The following is an 18,400-nucleotide window of genomic DNA, read 5'->3' on the forward strand; positions in this document are numbered from 1 at the left end:
ACTTGAAACCATACCCTATAGAGGAGGAATACGAAATGATGAAAAAAATCCCTAATAAACTACTCGCTGTATCAGCGTTTTTAACTATAACAACTACTTATGCAGTCATACCACTAGAAACTTTTGCAATTGAAATTGAACAAACGAACACTGAAAATATGTCTCTTTCAGCAAATGAAGAACAGATGAAAAAAGCTTTGCAAGATGCTGGTTTATTTGCAAAAGCTATGAATGAATATTCTTATTTGCTAATTAATAATCCAGATGTGAGTTTTGAAGGAATAACTATTAATGGAAATGCAGATTTACCTAGTAAAATTGTACAAGATCAAAAGAATGCAAGAGCACATGCTGTGACATGGAATACACAAGTAAAAAAACATCTTTTTGATACATTGACAGGCATTATAGAATACGATACAAAATTTGAAAATCATTATGAAACATTAGTAGAGGCGATCAATACTGGAAATGGAGATACTTTAAAAAAAGGGATTACAGATTTACAAGGAGGAATTCAACAAAATCAAAAGTCTGCAAAAGCATTAATAGAAGAATTAATTCAATTAAAAAATGCTATTGGAGAAGATGTTAGAACATTTGGAAGTCATAAAGAGACATTGCAATCGATTTTAAAAAACCAAGGTGCTGATGTGGAGGCTGACCAAAAGCGTCTAGAGGACCTTTTAGGACAAGTAAAATATCAGAAAGACATAGAATCTAAGGGATTAGACATGGTGAAAATCCCCTTTATTCCAACCTTGATTGCTGGTGGCATAATGATAGGTGATGCAAGAGGTAAGTTAGGTTGGCTAGAACCTGAATTAGCAAAATTGCGTCAGACTGTAGATTATAAAATAACATTGAATCGTGTAGTTGGAGTTGCGTTTCATAATATTAGTGATATGCATAGTATGCTTGATAGTGCTATCACTGCTCTTACTTATATGTCTACGCAATGGGAGGATTTAGATTCTCAATATTCGGGTGTACTGGGACATATTAGTAAAGCTGATCAAAAGGCTGATCAAAATAAATATAAATTCTTAACCCCTAGCTTGAATGCAGCGAAAAACAGTTGGAAAACATTAAAAACAGATGTTGTCACTTTGCAAGAAGGGATAAAAATTGCAGAGAAAAAAGAACAGGATTTTTTGAATCAGCTTCGTCCATCAAACGTTTTCTACTTTTATAAAAAAATTCATAACGCATACACTTTTGAAATAAAGACTGGAACAAATGCGCCAAATGCGTCTTATAAAGTTATGAATTTAACTAAAAACACTGTTCATAATATGTGGAGTGGAGGGGCTAATACTAACATGTGGGCTGATTGGCTTTCATTCAATCCAAATGATGAATTTGCGGTAGTAGCAGTAGTGGATGGTAAGGAATATGTTGTGTATAAAGACAAAGTACAAAATATAATGAACTGAATCTGAAAGTAACGAAGTAATTGGAGCTGGAGAATAAACTAGACACCAAGTTAATTGAAAAATCTCCTTATATCCTAGAATATTTTGCTCAAGAAAAAGAATTTGTTCAGCGAAAAAGTAAATATTGAACCAAGGAGTTAGTTGTATTATGTGTATGGTTTTACCGAAATGTTTCAAGTACATTACTCATACAATTATGTAGTTATCCTGAAGCATCTACAGGTGTTCTTATCGACCTTGAAGAACTACTTAGCTTCCTAAGTGGAGTGACTTTATGCAAAATTAAGTGAACGTTTTTGTACATAGATTAGTTGACATTTATATAGATTTTTTCCATTTTCAAAGATAGTTTTGTTTTTTATGTTATTTTTCAAAAATTACTGTTGAAGTTTCTATATTCATGACTCAGCATATAATCATTGTTTGATGAAATGACATACCACGTCCCTTAGAGTTTCATACGTATTACGATAACTTAAAGAAAAAAGATAATAGTAGTCAACGGTTACTATTATCTTTTTTGAACTATTTTTCATTAAAATATCTCATCTGCTGTGCTCCTTATTTACTTTTCCAGATTTTATCCTAGTTTAAAATTTATGCATTTGAACTGTTTATACAATTTGTAGGATTTTTAGCTTTTTTGTCGAATACACTTAATTCAAGGAGGGACATTACATGATTATTAAAGATTATTTCATCAACCTTTCTATTTTTTCTTTATTAGTTAGCGCAGCAATATTTATTCAAGTGTTTACAATTAATTCTAGTCGATATTTCGAAAAGCTCTATGGAGGGATTATTGCAGTTACGTTAATGTTCTTTTCTTTTCCATACATGGGATTTTCCTACGATCTTCGAGTTGTTCCTCTTATTCTATCTTTTATTTACTTTGGTCGTATTGCTGGTTGGATTACGTTAATTAGCATAATTGTAATGCGTATCTTTTACACTGGAGGGTATTGGGAACCTCCTGTGATTGCTTATTTAGGTATGGGGATTCTATTTTCTACCTTTAAAACTTATTTTAAAAAACTACGTCCTTTTAAAAGTGCATCGTTATATTTTTCTGTTTTTATTGGAATAAAGTGGTTAGTTGGCGTATTATTTAATACTACATTACTTTACACAGGAGGCCTATTATATATAGCGTTGGGACTTTTAATTGGGCTATTCCTTATGGAAGCCTACCAGAGATTGTATTATTTAACACAGGACTTATCTAAAATGAATCGAGAATTAAAAAAATCGAAGCAAGAACTTGCAGATACCGTACATGAGCTTCAAGGAGGAATTTTTAAATTTAAAAAAGTGGATAAGCACTTTATACACACTTTATGTGATGGACAGTTTTATTATCAAAACGGATTTTATTCTGAACAGGTGGTAGGAAAAAGCTTACGTACTATTGATGCTTCTATTGTTCCTCCACATTTAGTTCCACAATTGATGAAGTACTATCTTCAGGCATGGGAAGGAAAAGAAATTATATTTGAATTACCTTGGCCAAATGATAAAACTATTATTCTTATTGCGCTTAGGCCAATTAAACGAAATGGACAAGTTATTGAAGTTGTTGGTTCTACAGTTGATATAACCGAAAGGAAAAAGGTAGAATCAGAATTAAGCGCTACCAAAGAATTATTGGAATCATTTATAAAGCACAATCTAGATGCTATTACCATTTCTGATCGAGAAGGGCATATTTTACAAGCCAATAAAGCTTATGAAAAGATATTTGGGTGGTCATCACAAGAAATCATAGGTAAGAGATTACCTTGTGTACCAGATTTTTTAATGGAAGAATCGCTCAAAAATATTCAGAAAATTCTAACAGGTGAATCTGTGGTTACTAAATTAGAAACTGTTAGACAAAGGAGCGATGGGAGTCTTCTTGATGTTAGTCTGACAGTTTCTCCTATACTAGATGTAAGAGGAAATGTGATAGCTTTATCAGCAATATGTAGAGACATCTCTGAAAGAAAACAAGCAGAAAGAGAACGGCATCGATTACACCGGCAATTAAGAGATAGTGAAATGAAGTACCGTGCACTAATCGAACAAGCAACTGATGCGGTATATGTAGTAGAGCTGAATGAAGATAATGCTCCAAGTCGATTTATTGAGGTGAACCCTGTTGGGTGTAGAAGATTTGGATATAGTAGAGAAGAGTTGCTCTCATTATCATTTTCAAATATAGTACCACAAGATTCTCAAATGATCGTAAGGCTATTAGAAAAAATTAAAAAGGGACAAACTTCCTTCACTTTGCAAGATGAATATGTTTTTCCAACAGGAAAAGTAATAACAACTGAGTTTAGTGTTCGTGTTTTTAACTTAAATGGTAAAAAGGTTTTCCTAAGTATTTCTCGTGATATCACTGAACGGCTAAAAACAGAAGAATTATTACGAAAATCTGAAAAACTTGCTGTTGTAGGACAATTAGCGACTGCAATGGCTCATGAGATTAATAATCCATTAACTGCAATGAAAGGGTTCATGCAATTACTAAAATCAACAGAAAATGAGAATAATCAGGGTTATATTAATATAGTATCATCAGAGATTGAGCGTATAGAGAGCATTACAACTGAATTTATGGCGGTAGCCAAACCACAGGTGGTAAAAATACAACATAATGACATTAGTGTGCTAATGGATCAAGTTTTAATGCTACTACAACCTCAAGCAATGATGCATAATATAAAATTTAGAATCGATCTTAACCCTGGTATTCCATTGATTTCATGTGAAGGAAATCAATTAAAACAAGTATTTGTTAATATATTAAAAAATGCAATTGAATCTATGCCGATGGGAGGAGAAATTCTCATTCAATTAAATATACTTGATAATAATCAAGTAAGCATTCGTTTTATCGACGAAGGGTGTGGGATTCCAAAAGAACGTATACCATACCTCGGAGAACCTTTTTATAGTATTAAAGAAGAGGGGATTGGCTTAGGGTTAATGATCTGTTATAAAATCATTGAAACACATCAGGGAAAGATATTTATTGAGAGTGAAATGAATAAGGGGACTATAGTTGAAGTCACTCTCCCTATTTGTACACTTCAAAATTAAGATATTCTCTTACTGAAATTTTTTAAGAAACCATACAGAATGTAATGCTAATGTTACTTAATGAAATAATAAAGAGAAGAACACTGGTAAATGTACCCTATAGAATAGACACTTGAAAAAGCCTGTTATAAAAACATCCTTTCTTTAGAACCAAAAGAAAGGATGTTTTTAATATTGTAATTTTTCTTGGGGACATTTCAAATTTTTACTCGTAATACATTTTTTAACTAATTTTGGTTAAGTTAGTTAAAAAGGTATTATTTTTAATGAGCATATTGACATATAAATATCCCTCATTTTTAAAATAGAAATTTCTAAAAACTATATATAGGTTCTTTTTGAAAGGAAGGGTATTATCAATTGAAACCACATGAAAAAGTACCTGTTCACTCTATAAAATCTTTGCAGGAATTAATGCAATTACTAAAAAAATCTAAAGATTTTATAACGTTGGAGATCGCTTCAAACAAATCCTCTATAGTCATTTCATATTTTAGAACCTTAATCGATGTAAATATATTTCATGAAGAGGTTTTAACTTATATAAAAGAGAAGAGCTTCGATTCATTACAAGATATTCGGTCTGTCTTACCCTTTGAAAATTCAAAAATAACAAATCAAATGGAAGATATTCAGGATAGTATTTTAAACGGCTATATACTTATTCAGTTCGATACAGATAAATTAAATGGCTTGTTAATTAATGTGGCAAAGAAAGAAAAAAGAGATATTACAAAAGCTGAAATTGAATACAATATTGTGGGTCCACAAATCGCGTTTGTTGAAGATTTAGATGTAAACTTAAATTTAGTACGTAGAAAGCTTCCAACACCTTATTTACAAATGAAGGAATTGAAAGTAGGCGCGCTATCTAACACAACCGTTGCGATTGTATATATTGAGGGAATTGTAAATGATCAAAATCTACAAGAAATTATAAAACGGGTGAGTCTAATAAAAACAGACCACGTTTTGGATAGCACGTATTTGATTCAGTTAATTGCAGACAACCCGAATTCTATATTCCCTCAATTTTTGAATACAGAACGTCCGGACCGTGTGGCAGCTGTATTAGCAGAAGGGAAAATTGCACTTTTTGTAGATGGCTCGCCTTATGCTATCACTCTTCCAACAACATTAATTGACTTTTTTTCTACGACAGAAGATTACACCATGCCTTGGATTATGGCCTCATTTTTTCGACTGTTAAGGATTTTTGCTTTTATCTTTTCTGTTTTAACGACTCCATTATATGTTTCGATCTTAACATATCATTATGAGCTAATTCCAAAAGAACTTCTTGAAACGTTGATTATATCGAGAAGTAAAGTACCTTTTCCTCCAGTCATTGAAGCACTTTTTTTAGAAATAACGATTGAATTACTGAGAGAAGCGGGGACACGTTTACCAACTAAAGTGGGTCTAACTGTCGGTATAGTAGGGGGTATTGTTATTGGACAAGCATCGGTAGAGGCAAGTCTTACAAGTAACGTACTTATTATCATTGTTGCACTTTCAGCTCTTAGTTCATTTACAGCACCAATATATCGAATTGGTAATACAATTCGAGTAATTCGTTTTCCTTTTATAATAGCTGCACACCTGTTGGGCTTATTAGGAATTGTTTTAACAAGTTCTTTACTTTTAGCACGCTTATTACGTACAGAATCATTAAGACGTCCTTATTTGTTTCCTTTTTATCCTACACGCCCTACAGATTGGAAAGACAGCATTATCCGTTTGCCAATCTCAGCGATGTTCCGACGCCCAATTTTTTCAAGATCTAAACAGCGTTTTCGTTTTAATCCAGAAGAGGTAGAGAAAAATAAAATCAAATCACGAAATGATTTTGATGATTGAAATTAACAGGGAGGAGCATTATGAAACAGGTCCCAATTGAGTATCAAGTCTCTCCATATATGGTGTTTTTTTTAATTATTACTATACAGATGGGGGTTGGTATGCTTGGTTTTGAAAGGATTAGTGCAAAATTAGTTGGAAATGATGCGTGGATTAGTACGCTACTTTTTGGAATATCTGTTAATCTTATGATTTGGATCATATATCAGATTTTAAATCAGGGTAATGGAGACATCATTGCAATCAATCAAGACGTACTTGGAAAATGGATTGGTGGATTGTTCAACTTCATTTTTTTATCCTATATTGTATTGTTAGGTGCAACAACACTACATACTTATATCGAAGTAGTACATGTTTGGATGTTTCCTTCCATTTCATCTTGGGTTATAGCTGGGGCTTTTTTAGGCTTATGTTATTACATTGTGACTGGAGGATTTCGTGTAGTTGCCGGAATTGGCTTCTTTGGAATCGTTATCCCAAGCATTCTAATCTTCACATTTTTTTATCCTTTGCAGTATGCAGATTTTCGAAATTTATTTCCAATTGCACAGCATTCATTCCTAGAAATTATGAAAGGAATGAAAGGAAATATGTTTAGTTTTTTTGGATTTGAAATGTTATTGTTGTACTACCCATTTATTAAAAAGGCAAGAAAGTCTCAAAAATATGCGCACTATGCAAATTTAGTAACGACTATTGTCTACACATACCTTATGATTTTAACTCTTGCGTTTTTTAGTGAAAAACAACTCGCGAGCGCGATATGGGCATATTTAAGTATGATTAAAATTATACAATTTCCCTTTATAGAGCGGTTTGAATACATTATTGTTTCTGTTTGGGCTTTTTTTATATTACCTAACGTTTCCTTTACATTGTGGGGAGTAAGTCGTGGTATAAAAGAGGCGCTGGGGATAAAGCAAAAATATGTTTTGCCAGTTATCATCGTATTCATCTTCGTTTTATCATTTTTCTTGAATAACCGTAATAAAATTAACTTATTAAATACTTGGACAGGTCAAATTGGCTTTATATATATATATGTATACTTACCTGTACTATGGCTAATTCAAACCGCCAAAATAAAGTTAAGGAGATAAACATGAAGCGATGGATACTTTTCATTATAGTAAGTGTCTTCTTAATAGGTTGTGCTAAAACGAAAATTGTGGATGACATTGATTTAGTTCAAGTTGCGGCATATGATACTGAAGCAGAAGGTAAGCTAAAAGGAACCTTTGCGATTTCAGCTTATAAAGGAGGGGGGGAAGGTGAAACGAAAATCTATTCAGCATCAGGCCAGACTGGTAGAGAAGTTCTTGCAAGAGCATCCGAAAAATCTTCTGGACCTCTAGAGTTGGGTCAATTGCGTGTGATTATATTTAATGAAAAAATAATTGAAAAGGGAATGCAGGAAATTTTAGAGACTTTGAACCGAAATCCTAGTGTAGGAAATGCAATTTATTTAGCAATTACAAATGTAAAAGGGGAATCACTATTAAAGGGGAACTATTCTAAAGAAAAAGAAATTTCTTCCTATCTATCCTCTTTACTGGAGCAAAATATGGACAACGGAACGCAGCCAAAAACAAATTTTTTTATGTTTTTAAACCAACTTAATGATGATGCGAGAGATTCATATTTACCGATGATATCTAAAAAAGGTAACGTGTTGGAGTTAAATGGAATAGCACTTTTTAAAAGATGTAAAATGGTTGATAAAGTGAACCCTAAAGATTTATTTGTATTTAAATTGTTGACAGATAATTTTAAACAAGGTACATACCAATTCAAATTACCTGGTTCTTCAAATACTTACGCCACGATAGAGAATATAAAAGCTAGAACAAAATATAAGATGGAGGGGAATAGTAAGCATCCATTCGTAAATGCTCATATTCAAGTTAAAGCTGAAATTCAAGAATTTACAAAAACAAAAAATCTAGATAATCCTAAAGAAATAAAAAAATTAGAAAAAATTATGGAAACAGAAATAGAAAAAAAGGCAACTACATTGATAAAGAGATTTATTAAAAAAGACACAGATCCTATAGGACTTAGAAAGCTTGGTAGAACTCACGTAAGAAAATGGAACAGTCAAGAATGGGAAGAATCCTATAAACATTTACGTTTTCGTGTAACAGCTGATGTAACAGTAACCCAATCTGGTGTTACAGAATAAATAAATCAAATAAGATATGGAAAATTTCAATAAAAAATATAGTCTCGCAGGAGATTAGGGAGAAGAGAAACTATTAACAAAGTATTTCATAAACATTAAGATGCTTTGTTAATAGTTTTTATACTTTTATAGCCAATATCACCTATGGTAAACATTAGCATTCCATCACGTATAACTTCATAAGCTTTAGATTGATGACAATGTATGACGTCCCCAGGAAGCTATCTTATTTGTTGCACATACATAAAATGTTACTCCACTGTCTTTCAAATATATGTTTATTGTATAAAAGACACATGCCGAAATGGAACTGAAATGAATGATAATTAATAAAGCATATAACTCTCGTATCTATCCAAATAAAACACAAGCAACTGTAATTGTAATACTATATGGGAACATTATTAAATTTGAACGATATTAACAGAAATTTGTTGATAATTAGTTAAAAAAGTATTGTACGATTAAATGTAGTATGTTACAGTTTTGTTACAAATTCATTACTCAGTGTTAAAAATATTTCTGTTTTGTTTCTTGTAATTTCTGTATTGTTACAAAAAACTATAGATGTTTTTATGTGTATAGGAGTGTGTGTAGTAAAGAGTCTGAGTAAAAATACGTGCACACTTTAAATTTCCTTTCTGTCTGAATGAAGAAGACTACCAACTAATTAAGGGGGTTAAAGTAACAACTTTAAATACAATGTGCTTCCTTTCCCACACACAATTTAGTACATATTTAAAGTACAGCCTAGTTGCTACACAGACTCTTGTACATATAAACATTAAGGTGAAATAGAGATAAGGATTTATTACATAATAAGCATTACTTAGCTAAACGTAAAAATATTATCTGTGCATTTTTATGAAATGTTAAAATGCCTAGATGATATTTTTTGAAGATTTCTTGGATATGTTTATGAATAACAATTTCTAATACTTAATGATTCTCTACAACTAAAATATCCGATAATTTATGTAATTGGATTTACAAGGTGTATGTACATTCACTTATATAGGGAAAATGAGGTTTTTCATATGAAGTATAGTTATAAAGTGTTTATATTTATTTGGACAATTATTTTATTGTTTTTTCTACTTTATTATGGTTACAGTGAAATTTCCGAAACTGAGCAAGTGCCAGTCATAACAATCAAAAAATAGAAGTAAAAAATATTGAGAAAACCAAATGAGATAAAAGCAGATACAGTAGAAAGACTACTACAGGAAGTAATTAATCGTACGAAGTTAGATGAAATATTGGAAAGAAAAACTTTAATGGAAAATAGGTTGATTGCTGCTTGGGGAGAAAATTATAAATTTCATAATCGGTATAAAGATATTCATGAATTATTCAGAGGTTACCATTTACACTACCTTAGGAAAAAAAGGATGTGTTAACGAGACACCCTTTATATTTAAGTAACGATTCAAGCCAATAGATTACATAAAACCAGAGCGGATTATGTATCGTCTTATTCGAACTACAAGAAACCATGAACGAACAAGTAAAGCGGGACTTACAGCAAACTGTAATGGTGAACCAGGAGGGGACGCATGGGTGTGGTGTTCAATTTGTCATGAAGAACATCCCGTTCTTTTCTGATATGTTTCAATATGATCAAGGAAACCCCTATCATTCCTTACCATTATGTCAGCACACATATATGGTATACGCTCATTTAACAGAGAATTATGTAGGGGAAGATTTATTTCTTCTGCAAAGTGCTGCAGCACTCCATGATACAGGTAAACCGTTTGCTGTGTATTTAAAAAGCTCAAAGGGTACTATTCGTATTACGGTCATGAATAGTACCCTTTGAGCTTGCCACTTTTTAATGGAACTTGGTTTCGAGTGGGAGTTTATTGAGAAAGTATTAATGATTACAGAGTTTCATATGAAGGTGTTACATGGGGGAAAGAGGCAGCACGTGAAATCTATCATTACTGCGGTGATGAGATGATTACGAAATTATATTTTTTCCGAGATGCAGATGCATTTGCAAAGTAGAGAGGTGAAAAAAAGCTTGTAAAATATCCACGAATATTGCACGTTCCTTGGTCGATAGGGGTACGATAAGGGTAACAAGTGATGACCGTGTTCTACAAAATATGGACGTATTTGAAACTCAAGATGTGGTCGCACTAGAAAAGTTAGATGGTGAAAATACATTCCTTTATAAAGATGCTATTCATGCAAGGTCGTTATCAAGTGATCATCACCCATCGAGAACATGGGTAAAAACGTTACAAGGAAGTCTGGGATATAGAATTCCAGAAAGACGAGCTCTCTAAGAAAGCAAAAGAAAAACTAGGTGTAAAATAATCAGTTATTTGTGATGGTGGATTCTCCTAGGTGGAGGGTTTACCGTTTTTTATTATATGTTACGTTGTAGTTTTTATATAAAGCATATTGAAAAGATAGGTTAATTCTTCTGGAATGATATCTCCATAATTAATAACTTGTACAATAACTTTTCAATTATCACTAAATCCATTCATATCAACAAATTGTCCCACATATCCCTTTGTAGCAATATCTTTTAAAGTAGGCTAAAAAATACCCTTTATTTTATCTTTATCTTATCTTTACCTTATCTTTAAATTTTTATATTAAACTTGAAACCTTAAAGTATTGATGTATAAGTCTAAAAGGGCGGGAGATAGATGTTCATTACATAGTTTATGATAACCAATTACCTTTGAAAAAATTGAATTTCTTATACGAGGAGGAATATATGAAGGATACAAGTAAAAAACAAATTATAAAAGTGTTCCTTATTAGTATTTTAGGTTTAGGAACAATACTTGGAATGCTATATTTTAATCATAAAACCAATATTCAACAAAATAAAGCGCTAGCCACCGAAAAACGTGTATTGCAATATGAGTCTACCTTAAAAAAAGAATTAGAAAAATATAATTTAGGAGAGAAAACACCAATTTTATTAGGAATTATGTATCAAGAGAGTAGAGGTGAGGGAAACGACCCTATGCAGTCATCCGAATCACTTGGATTAAAGCCAAATGAAATTCAAGAGACAAGCTTGAGCATTAAACAAGGGGTAAAGCACTTTGCTAAAATGTACAAGTATGGAACGGAAAAAGATGTTAGCATGGATACAATTATTCAAAGCTATAATATGGGGCCAGGGTATATTGATTTTATTGCTAGTCAAGAAGTTAAACAACACTCGGAGGATTCGGCCAAAAAATTTTCTAAGATGAAAGTTGATCAAAATCCAGCAATGTACACTTGTGGTGGAAATAAAAATAATTTTAGGTATCCATATTGTTATGGTGATTTCAAATATGCCACAAAGGTAAATGAAAAAACAAAACTTATTGAAGAACTTCTTCAAAATGTACATAGCTCTTCTAAATAAGTTGCAGAATGAAATATAATGATACCGTCAGTTATTAACAATAATAGCTAAGAAAAAACTATTTTATTTATTAATTCACATAATTTTCAAAAATAAATTCTGTAGATGTTAATATTTGTTATATAATATATTTGTCAAAGCATTACCCCTGAAGTTTCTACGGTCAATCTGTAAGATAGTTTGTTTGTCCCTTATATTCACCTTAAACTAAAAAGAACTTGTAGAGATTCCTACAAGTTCTTTTTGTTTTAAGGGTTAAATGTGGGTTTCAAATATAATTGTAATTTTTTGAGGGGGGAAAGTAAATGTTTATAAAAACAGAAAGGTTATTGATACGAAAATTTGAGTTCAAAGATTGGCAAGCTGTTCATGAGTATACATCAGATATCAATGTTATGAAGTACATACCTGAAGGGGTTTTTACTGAAGAAAATACAAGAAACTTTGTGAATGAAAACATTGGTGAAAACGCTAAGAACTTTCCTGTAGTATTAATAGATAGGGATATTCTGATTGATCATATAGTTTTTCATAAATATTTTGGTGAGCATACTTATGAGATTGGTTGGGTGTTCAATTCAAAATACTTCAATAAAGGATATGCTTCTGAAGCAGCACAAGCTACACTGAAATATGGCTTTAAGGAAATGAAATTACATAGGATTATAGCTACATGTCAGCCACAAAATATTCCATCATATCGAGTGATGGAGAAGATTGGAATGAGAAGGGAAGGTTATTTTAGGAAGTGTATACCACATGGGAATGAATGGTGGGATGAATATTATTACGCTATTTTAGAAGAAGAGTAGTGTTTCAGAATGCATTATTTAAATTGACACTCTTATTCCTAAAGAGGCAAGTTTGACTATCTTTCGTGGGGATTCTTGCTACTAAAGGCGAAGTCTATTTCCGGTATCGCTGACGTGCAAAACTTTGTATAATCTGATCTTATCTCTAAATCACAACTGTTACCCCATCATCATCAAGTTAAAGTTTCATTTTATTTTGCTAACTTGATGGTGATGTGACGTAACCTTAATTATTTAAAAATTTTAAAAAATCCCCTTAATCATGTTAAAGGGACCTTGATCACGCAAATGATCTGTAAATCAATTTATTTTTGATAGACAGATCATTTGTATGATAATTTTTATAAATAATTGCTAAATAGTGAATTTACATAAATGCTTTTAGAAGTTCTTGAATTAATGGGATAGCTCCACCTATAAATTTTAAAACTGCCATTGCGATTTCCATATTATTCTCTCCTCTTTTTTCGTATTAAGATGTGATAAATCTTTATAACATTATTATAGTAAGCGCTTACAATTAAAACAATACATTTTCGTATGCAATATTGCATATTTATACATTAGATCTCTATTATTCATTTTTTAATGGTACTATAGCGAGGTGAGAGTCTTTAAAGGTTCTCCTTAATAGGAGGAAATATGGAAAGAGTGCAAGCGATTTACAGTAATCAAAAATTTAAGAGTTGGGTTAAACAGGTATTAGCTGTAGGAGGAATAATAGGGTGCTGCTATTTGGTGTTATATGTTTTCTGTTTCTTAGTTATCATGTAAATGTCATACAACTAAACTAGTAGAGTCTTGCCTAGAGAGGTAAGGCTCTTTTATTGTAGTATCTGGAGATGAGCAAACTAGATACAATACCTCTCAGGTTTTTCAGATCACTTTGCATGGTTCCTTGTTTAGAACACTAATCACTATCATTGAAACTAAATAAACGTCTTTTAAAAGTTTCAATTTATATTGAAAACAGAATTCTATTGATAAAAAATATGTTTTTACTAGATACATATTAAAAAGACAAGCATAAATTATATTAGACTTTGGTAAAGTCTTTTTGATTTTGAAAAGGATTTAATTCTTACTTATAGATTTGATTCCTTTTTATATACCATAATCCTTATATTGATACATAAATATAATATAGTAATAATCATTTAAAAGCAAGAATTTTAGTAGCGGTACGTTCACACATCCATCAACTTAAGATTTTAAAGTAGCTCTTAAACAAAAAATTCTTTTTTTAATTGATTAATAGTAAACAAGAAAGGTTGGCAAATTAACAACTAAGAGATTTCTTCAGGTAAGCTAATAAGGAGTTATTACAGAACAGTGCAGTAGATTTTGCATTAACGGCTGAGGATGCAAAAAAGGCCCTTGAAAGAAAAGGGGAATATATGAAAGCTCTACAGCTTACAAGGTGAAAAAGAAACTCATTTTAAAACTGTTTTTAACATTTTATTCTTGTACCGGAAAAACATGGGAGGTTAAGGGTGGTAGTTTACATTTAATGAGGGATAAGCAAAAATAATTGTTAACAATATTAAGTGCAGCATCTTAATTGTAAAATCTTTTATATCCCTACCTTTGATTTTATTGAGTTTAGCATCTATGATCTAAATATCACAGAAGGTAGTTTTCTTTTATACTTCTATATCTTTCCCTTCTGCTACTACTGTATCTCGCCACAACACAAGTAGTTTTCTAAATTCAGAGGTCTCAATTTTACATTGGTTATTTGGAGCACTCATAAATAAGTTAATAGCACTGGTGTAATTAGGTTCAATGTAGACTGCTGCTACGTTCCCTTCTATTTCATATTGCGGAACTTTTTTGTCTACTACATTATCTAAAATTTGTATATAATCATCTGCTTCATCATCTAAAATATCTTCCAAGAAATGAGAAATTATAGAAATTTCTTTTGGCAAACGTATTCTTAATCCGCCAAGCCCATCACGATAAAATTCGTATGTATATTTCATTTTTTACCTCCTAGTATAAACAGGATATGCTGTTATTATCTCATTATTTTGTATAATCATTTCTACTTTAAATCAGTGAGATGTTTGTCCTACATATCTAACTGTATCGACTTGAATCTTATTATCGTATGCTTCTTTGATAGAATCAAGTATCTGTACTCTATCCCAATCCTTAGGGAAAAATGAAGAAAGCGCATTTTTTGTTTCTCTTGAATTAATGTTTCCTTTTGTTCTTCTAATTTATAAGAAAGGCTTCTTTCAATTTGTTGAGTTTCTAATTGTATATTGGTAAAAAAGCGAAAGAGTTCTTTATCACCATGCCATGTTTCTAAAATACGATGAAAAAAGCGATGGCTGCGTATTTTTAATTCTTGAAAGTCTGCTTCTGCTTGTTCTTGTATTTGTATTGCGTGTTGATTTTGGTATTGTTCCTCGGATAGATTCATTAGATTTCGACTCAAGACCTTCATTTTTTGTTCTATTTCTTGATTCATTTTTTCCGCCTACCTTTTTGCTTATATATAAGTTAATAGAAGGGGTAAAGGAAAAATTCTTAAAAAAGCTAAAAATTCTTCTGTAATTCGTTGTCCATTCGTTCAAACTCTGTTGCTACAGACTGTATATTGTCAATGGATTGCTGAAAGGCAGCAAGAAATTGTCTAGTTAATTCTAAGGCTTGTTGGTTTGCTTCCTGTGCTTTGGAATTAACGGTTAAAGTTGTACGTGTTGCGTGCGTTATTGATTTACCTGTTGCATTTTGAATTGCGTCAGAAGCTGATCTCATTTGAGTAGCAATTTGTTCAGCTTTTAGAACATTACTTTGAAAGATTGCTATTATAATATAACTCCTTACTTCAATATGTTTTTTAATAGTAAAAAGAAAGGGCTATGTATTTTATTATGTTTAATATTAAATTAGCAGTATTTTTATATGTTTTAAAACATAGCCTTATATTAATTTGTTTATCCATAAAATGGAATACGATATTGATTATACCAATAAATCACTAGATTTATTTAGGCTAATTTTAGCTTTCATACAAAATAATTCATTTTATAATGAATTATTTTGTAGCCTAGAAGGATAGTAGAGCTGTGGAAATACAAAAATTAATGAAAGAGTTTGAAATAGCCCCTAACTCTGCTGTTGCAGCAATTCAGAAAATCAGAATAGGGTTATTGGAGAGCAGTATAAAAATAAATCAACCAAGGAATGGAACTTGAGTAAATAACAGAGCATATAAGAGGGAAAGTATGAAGATTTGGCAATAAAACTTTCTGATTTATACATAAGTCAATTATAAAACGATGTAAATATTATGCATTTTTGCAAAATAAATTCATTGACACTTGTGTATATAAGTAACTATACTCGTTACATCAAATTGAATGCGTGATAATACGATTTTATTCTTATTACAAACATGTAAATATAAAAATAGAAAATCTCAATTTGATAAATACAATGGTAGAGGTGTTTATTTTAATAAAGCACAAATTAATTGCAACAGGTATCCTTGCAGGAGCTATATTATCCTATTCTTCTAATATTTTAGCAGATACTCATAAATTCCCTGATGTTCCTGCCTGGGCTGATAAATCTGTTAATTATTTAGTTAATAAACAGGTATTGAATGGTTATCCAGATGGAACTTTTGGTTCAAATGACTCATTAGACAGAGCTTCGGCTACAAAAATTATGACAAAAGTTTTAGGGATACAAATTGATCCTAATGCAAAACCATCTTTTACAGATTCACAAAACCACTGGGCTACTCCTTATATTGCTGCTGCTGAAAAAGCCGGTATTGTTAAAGGGGAAGGTAATGGAATCTTCAATCCATCCGGAAAAGTAACTCGCGCTGCTATGGCTACGATGCTAGTAAATGCATATAAACTACAAAGCACACCAAATCATAACGAGCAGGTTAAATTTGAAGATTTAAAAGGGCATTGGGGAGAAAAATATGCTAATATTTTAATCGGTTTGAAAATTTCTAATGGTACTGAGAACGGTTGGCAACCAAATAGATTTATAACACGTGCGGAAGCTGCTCAACTTACTGCAAAAACAGATATGTTACAATAAAATTTAAACGATGAAAAAGAGGTTATTACTGCTACGTCATATGAAGATCTAAATTTAACAGTAGCTTCGAAAATTACAGCTCAAGAGATTGATAGTTTTATTGCAAAATATCATTCAGATAGTCCCTTAGTTGGACATGGGCAAGATTTTATCAATGCGCAAAATCAATATGGCGTGAGTGCTCATTATTTAGCGGCGCATGCGATTTTAGAATCTGGATACGGAAAATCAGAAATCGCATATCAAAAACATAATTTATTCGGTCTACGTGCATATGATGGAGATCCGTTTAAATATGCGAAATATTTACCAAGCTACGGCGATAGTATTGCTTATAACGCTAATTATGTACGAGAAAGATATTTAGAAGAAAGTGGTATGTATTATAACGGGCCAACATTAACTGGCATGAACGTGAAATATGCATCAGATAAAGGCTGGGCTAAAAAAATTGCGGGTATTATGGAACGTATTAAACCGTTTCGTGCAGAAGACTATACATATGCAAAAAAATTACCAAAGAATGCTGAAACATTAGATGTCGACGCGTTATCTAATGAAATTCCGTATAAAATGTATGCAAACGGTTCAAGCTCAAATGTTGTATCATCAGCTACTTACTATCAGGTACCTTATCCATTTAATTTAAAAATTAAAAGTAGACCAGATGTAGCTGTCGAGGAGAATAAAGTTGGTACAGTAACTCCTGGAACAACCATCTTTATTTATCGTGAAGATCCAAATGGATGGGTAGAATTCTCTTTTGAAGCGAATGGAGAAAAATACTGGACATTAAAAAATAAATTAAGTATGTAATTAAAAAGATATATTTCACTACTTTTAATCTCATATAATTATGAGACAAGTTTTTTACTTTCTTACAATAAAGTTATGTATACAAGAAAAGTTAGAGAATTATTTTCTCTAACTTTTCTTTGCTAGTATTTGAAATTAAAAAGATGGTGGGGTTACTCCAAATATAACAGTGACTTTGTTTAAAGAAGTGTTTTCCCATTTATGTTTTGCATAAGGTGGGATTTTAACGCTATCACCTGTATTGAGAAGTAAAACCTCATCATTTAGATGTAGTTTTACTTGTCCTTCCATAATAAATGCTATTTCTTCCCCTTTATGCGCCACAGGCTGCATAGATGAAGCAGTTTGAGGTAACAGATTCATTAGAGCCAATTCTAGTGATCCATCTAGATTAGGAGATAATAGCTCATACGAAACATTGCCGCTTTCAGGAAAAGTTATTTTTTTTCTTTGGTTAGCTCTTACAACTAATTCTTCTGTATTGGTATCCTCTAAGAAAAAATTAAACAATGGAATATTTAATGCTACAGAAATTAATTTTAGTGTTTGTAATGATGGATTTGTGATTCCTTTCTCAATCTGACTTAACATGGAAGGTGTTATATCAGCTAACTCTGCTAAACGTTTACTGGTTAATCCGGCACCTTTTCTAAATGCCATAATTTTTTGACCAACATTAATATTGTTCATATATGTAACCCCCTTTAAATAAGTAATAAAATTAAATTTTAATTAATTTTATTTACTT

15 protein-coding genes and 5 pseudogenes are annotated in these 18,400 nt (G+C 31.5%); 13 read left to right on the forward strand and 7 right to left on the reverse strand.

Features of this window, described 5'->3' with window-relative positions; translation table 11 throughout:
- The first annotated feature begins 35 nt into the window (after positions 1 to 35).
- The 10 genes and pseudogenes from hblA (at position 36) to AXW78_RS12005 (ending at position 10,859) form a co-directional block, all read left to right on the forward strand.
- On the forward strand, positions 36 to 1,436 hold the full coding sequence (gene hblA / locus AXW78_RS11975) for a hemolysin BL regulatory component HblB (RefSeq protein ID WP_000976162.1): 1,401 nt from the start codon (positions 36 to 38) through the stop codon (positions 1,434 to 1,436).
- Between the two features lie 20 nt (positions 1,437 to 1,456).
- Positions 1,457 to 1,684 (forward strand): annotated as a pseudogene (locus tag AXW78_RS34830) (hypothetical protein); the annotation flags it as partial.
- Between the two features lie 430 nt (positions 1,685 to 2,114).
- Complete coding sequence (locus AXW78_RS11980) at positions 2,115 to 4,520, forward strand: PAS domain S-box protein (RefSeq protein WP_000584308.1); 2,406 nt, start codon at positions 2,115 to 2,117, stop codon at positions 4,518 to 4,520.
- Between the two features lie 360 nt (positions 4,521 to 4,880).
- Positions 4,881 to 6,380 (forward strand): spore germination protein, encoded by a 1,500-nt coding sequence (locus tag AXW78_RS11985; RefSeq protein ID WP_000802293.1) that lies wholly within the window; start codon positions 4,881 to 4,883, stop codon positions 6,378 to 6,380.
- A gap of 20 nt (positions 6,381 to 6,400) precedes the next feature.
- Entirely contained in the window at positions 6,401 to 7,483 is a 1,083-nt protein-coding gene (locus tag AXW78_RS11990; protein WP_000815829.1) for a GerAB/ArcD/ProY family transporter, read from the forward strand.
- 2 nt (positions 7,484 to 7,485) lie between these two features.
- On the forward strand, positions 7,486 to 8,565 hold the full coding sequence (locus tag AXW78_RS11995) for a Ger(x)C family spore germination protein (protein ID WP_000832856.1): 1,080 nt from the start codon (positions 7,486 to 7,488) through the stop codon (positions 8,563 to 8,565).
- Positions 8,566 to 8,884: 319 nt separating this feature from the next.
- Positions 8,885 to 8,989, forward strand: a complete 105-nt coding sequence (locus AXW78_RS35710; RefSeq protein ID WP_002181550.1) for a helix-turn-helix domain-containing protein — start codon at positions 8,885 to 8,887, stop codon at positions 8,987 to 8,989.
- 751 nt (positions 8,990 to 9,740) lie between these two features.
- Positions 9,741 to 9,965, forward strand: a complete 225-nt coding sequence (locus AXW78_RS34375) for a hypothetical protein (protein ID WP_001231124.1) — start codon at positions 9,741 to 9,743, stop codon at positions 9,963 to 9,965.
- A 95-nt stretch (positions 9,966 to 10,060) separates the two neighbouring features.
- Entirely contained in the window at positions 10,061 to 10,387 is a 327-nt protein-coding gene (locus tag AXW78_RS12000; protein WP_002181547.1) for an HD domain-containing protein, read from the forward strand.
- A gap of 289 nt (positions 10,388 to 10,676) precedes the next feature.
- Positions 10,677 to 10,859: a hypothetical protein gene (locus tag AXW78_RS12005; protein WP_003301766.1), complete on the forward strand. Its 183-nt coding sequence runs from the start codon at positions 10,677 to 10,679 to the stop codon at positions 10,857 to 10,859.
- A gap of 108 nt (positions 10,860 to 10,967) precedes the next feature.
- On the opposite strand, the pseudogene AXW78_RS34835 reads toward AXW78_RS12005, so the two are convergent.
- Positions 10,968 to 11,090: pseudogene (locus tag AXW78_RS34835) on the reverse strand (vancomycin resistance histidine kinase VanS); the annotation flags it as partial.
- A gap of 212 nt (positions 11,091 to 11,302) precedes the next feature.
- On the opposite strand from AXW78_RS34835, the gene AXW78_RS12010 reads away from it, so the two are divergent.
- Both AXW78_RS12010 and AXW78_RS12015 read left to right on the forward strand, forming a co-directional pair.
- A complete protein-coding gene (locus AXW78_RS12010; RefSeq protein ID WP_061884177.1) occupies positions 11,303 to 11,950 on the forward strand; it encodes a lysozyme family protein in 648 nt (215 codons plus the stop codon).
- Between the two features lie 305 nt (positions 11,951 to 12,255).
- A complete protein-coding gene (locus AXW78_RS12015; RefSeq protein ID WP_000470147.1) occupies positions 12,256 to 12,762 on the forward strand; it encodes a GNAT family N-acetyltransferase in 507 nt (168 codons plus the stop codon).
- Between the two features lie 367 nt (positions 12,763 to 13,129).
- On the opposite strand, the pseudogene AXW78_RS34380 reads toward AXW78_RS12015, so the two are convergent.
- From AXW78_RS34380 to AXW78_RS12035, 5 genes and pseudogenes are all read right to left on the reverse strand, one after another.
- Positions 13,130 to 13,316: pseudogene (locus AXW78_RS34380) on the reverse strand (hypothetical protein).
- Positions 13,317 to 14,405: 1,089 nt separating this feature from the next.
- Entirely contained in the window at positions 14,406 to 14,747 is a 342-nt protein-coding gene (locus AXW78_RS12025; RefSeq protein WP_061884178.1) for a hypothetical protein, read from the reverse strand.
- A 72-nt stretch (positions 14,748 to 14,819) separates the two neighbouring features.
- Complete coding sequence (locus AXW78_RS35490) at positions 14,820 to 14,987, reverse strand: EndoU domain-containing protein (RefSeq protein WP_199717863.1); 168 nt, start codon at positions 14,985 to 14,987, stop codon at positions 14,820 to 14,822.
- A pseudogene (locus tag AXW78_RS12030) lies at positions 14,942 to 15,241 on the reverse strand (DUF3958 family protein); the annotation flags it as partial. The pseudogene AXW78_RS12030 and the gene AXW78_RS35490, both read right to left, overlap by 46 nt.
- A gap of 68 nt (positions 15,242 to 15,309) precedes the next feature.
- Positions 15,310 to 15,582, reverse strand: coding sequence for a TIGR04197 family type VII secretion effector (locus AXW78_RS12035; RefSeq protein WP_033690113.1), 273 nt, complete (start codon positions 15,580 to 15,582; stop codon positions 15,310 to 15,312).
- A gap of 651 nt (positions 15,583 to 16,233) precedes the next feature.
- Between AXW78_RS12035 and AXW78_RS12040 the strand changes: the two are divergent.
- Positions 16,234 to 17,652 (forward strand): annotated as a pseudogene (locus AXW78_RS12040) (S-layer homology domain-containing protein).
- Between the two features lie 135 nt (positions 17,653 to 17,787).
- Here the strand turns inward: AXW78_RS12040 and AXW78_RS12045 are convergent.
- Positions 17,788 to 18,342: a helix-turn-helix domain-containing protein gene (locus AXW78_RS12045; protein ID WP_001059813.1), complete on the reverse strand. Its 555-nt coding sequence runs from the start codon at positions 18,340 to 18,342 to the stop codon at positions 17,788 to 17,790.
- Positions 18,343 to 18,400 lie beyond the last annotated feature (58 nt).

This window comes from Bacillus thuringiensis, from assembly GCF_001595725.1.
Lineage (GTDB): Bacteria > Bacillota > Bacilli > Bacillales > Bacillaceae_G > Bacillus_A > Bacillus_A thuringiensis_K.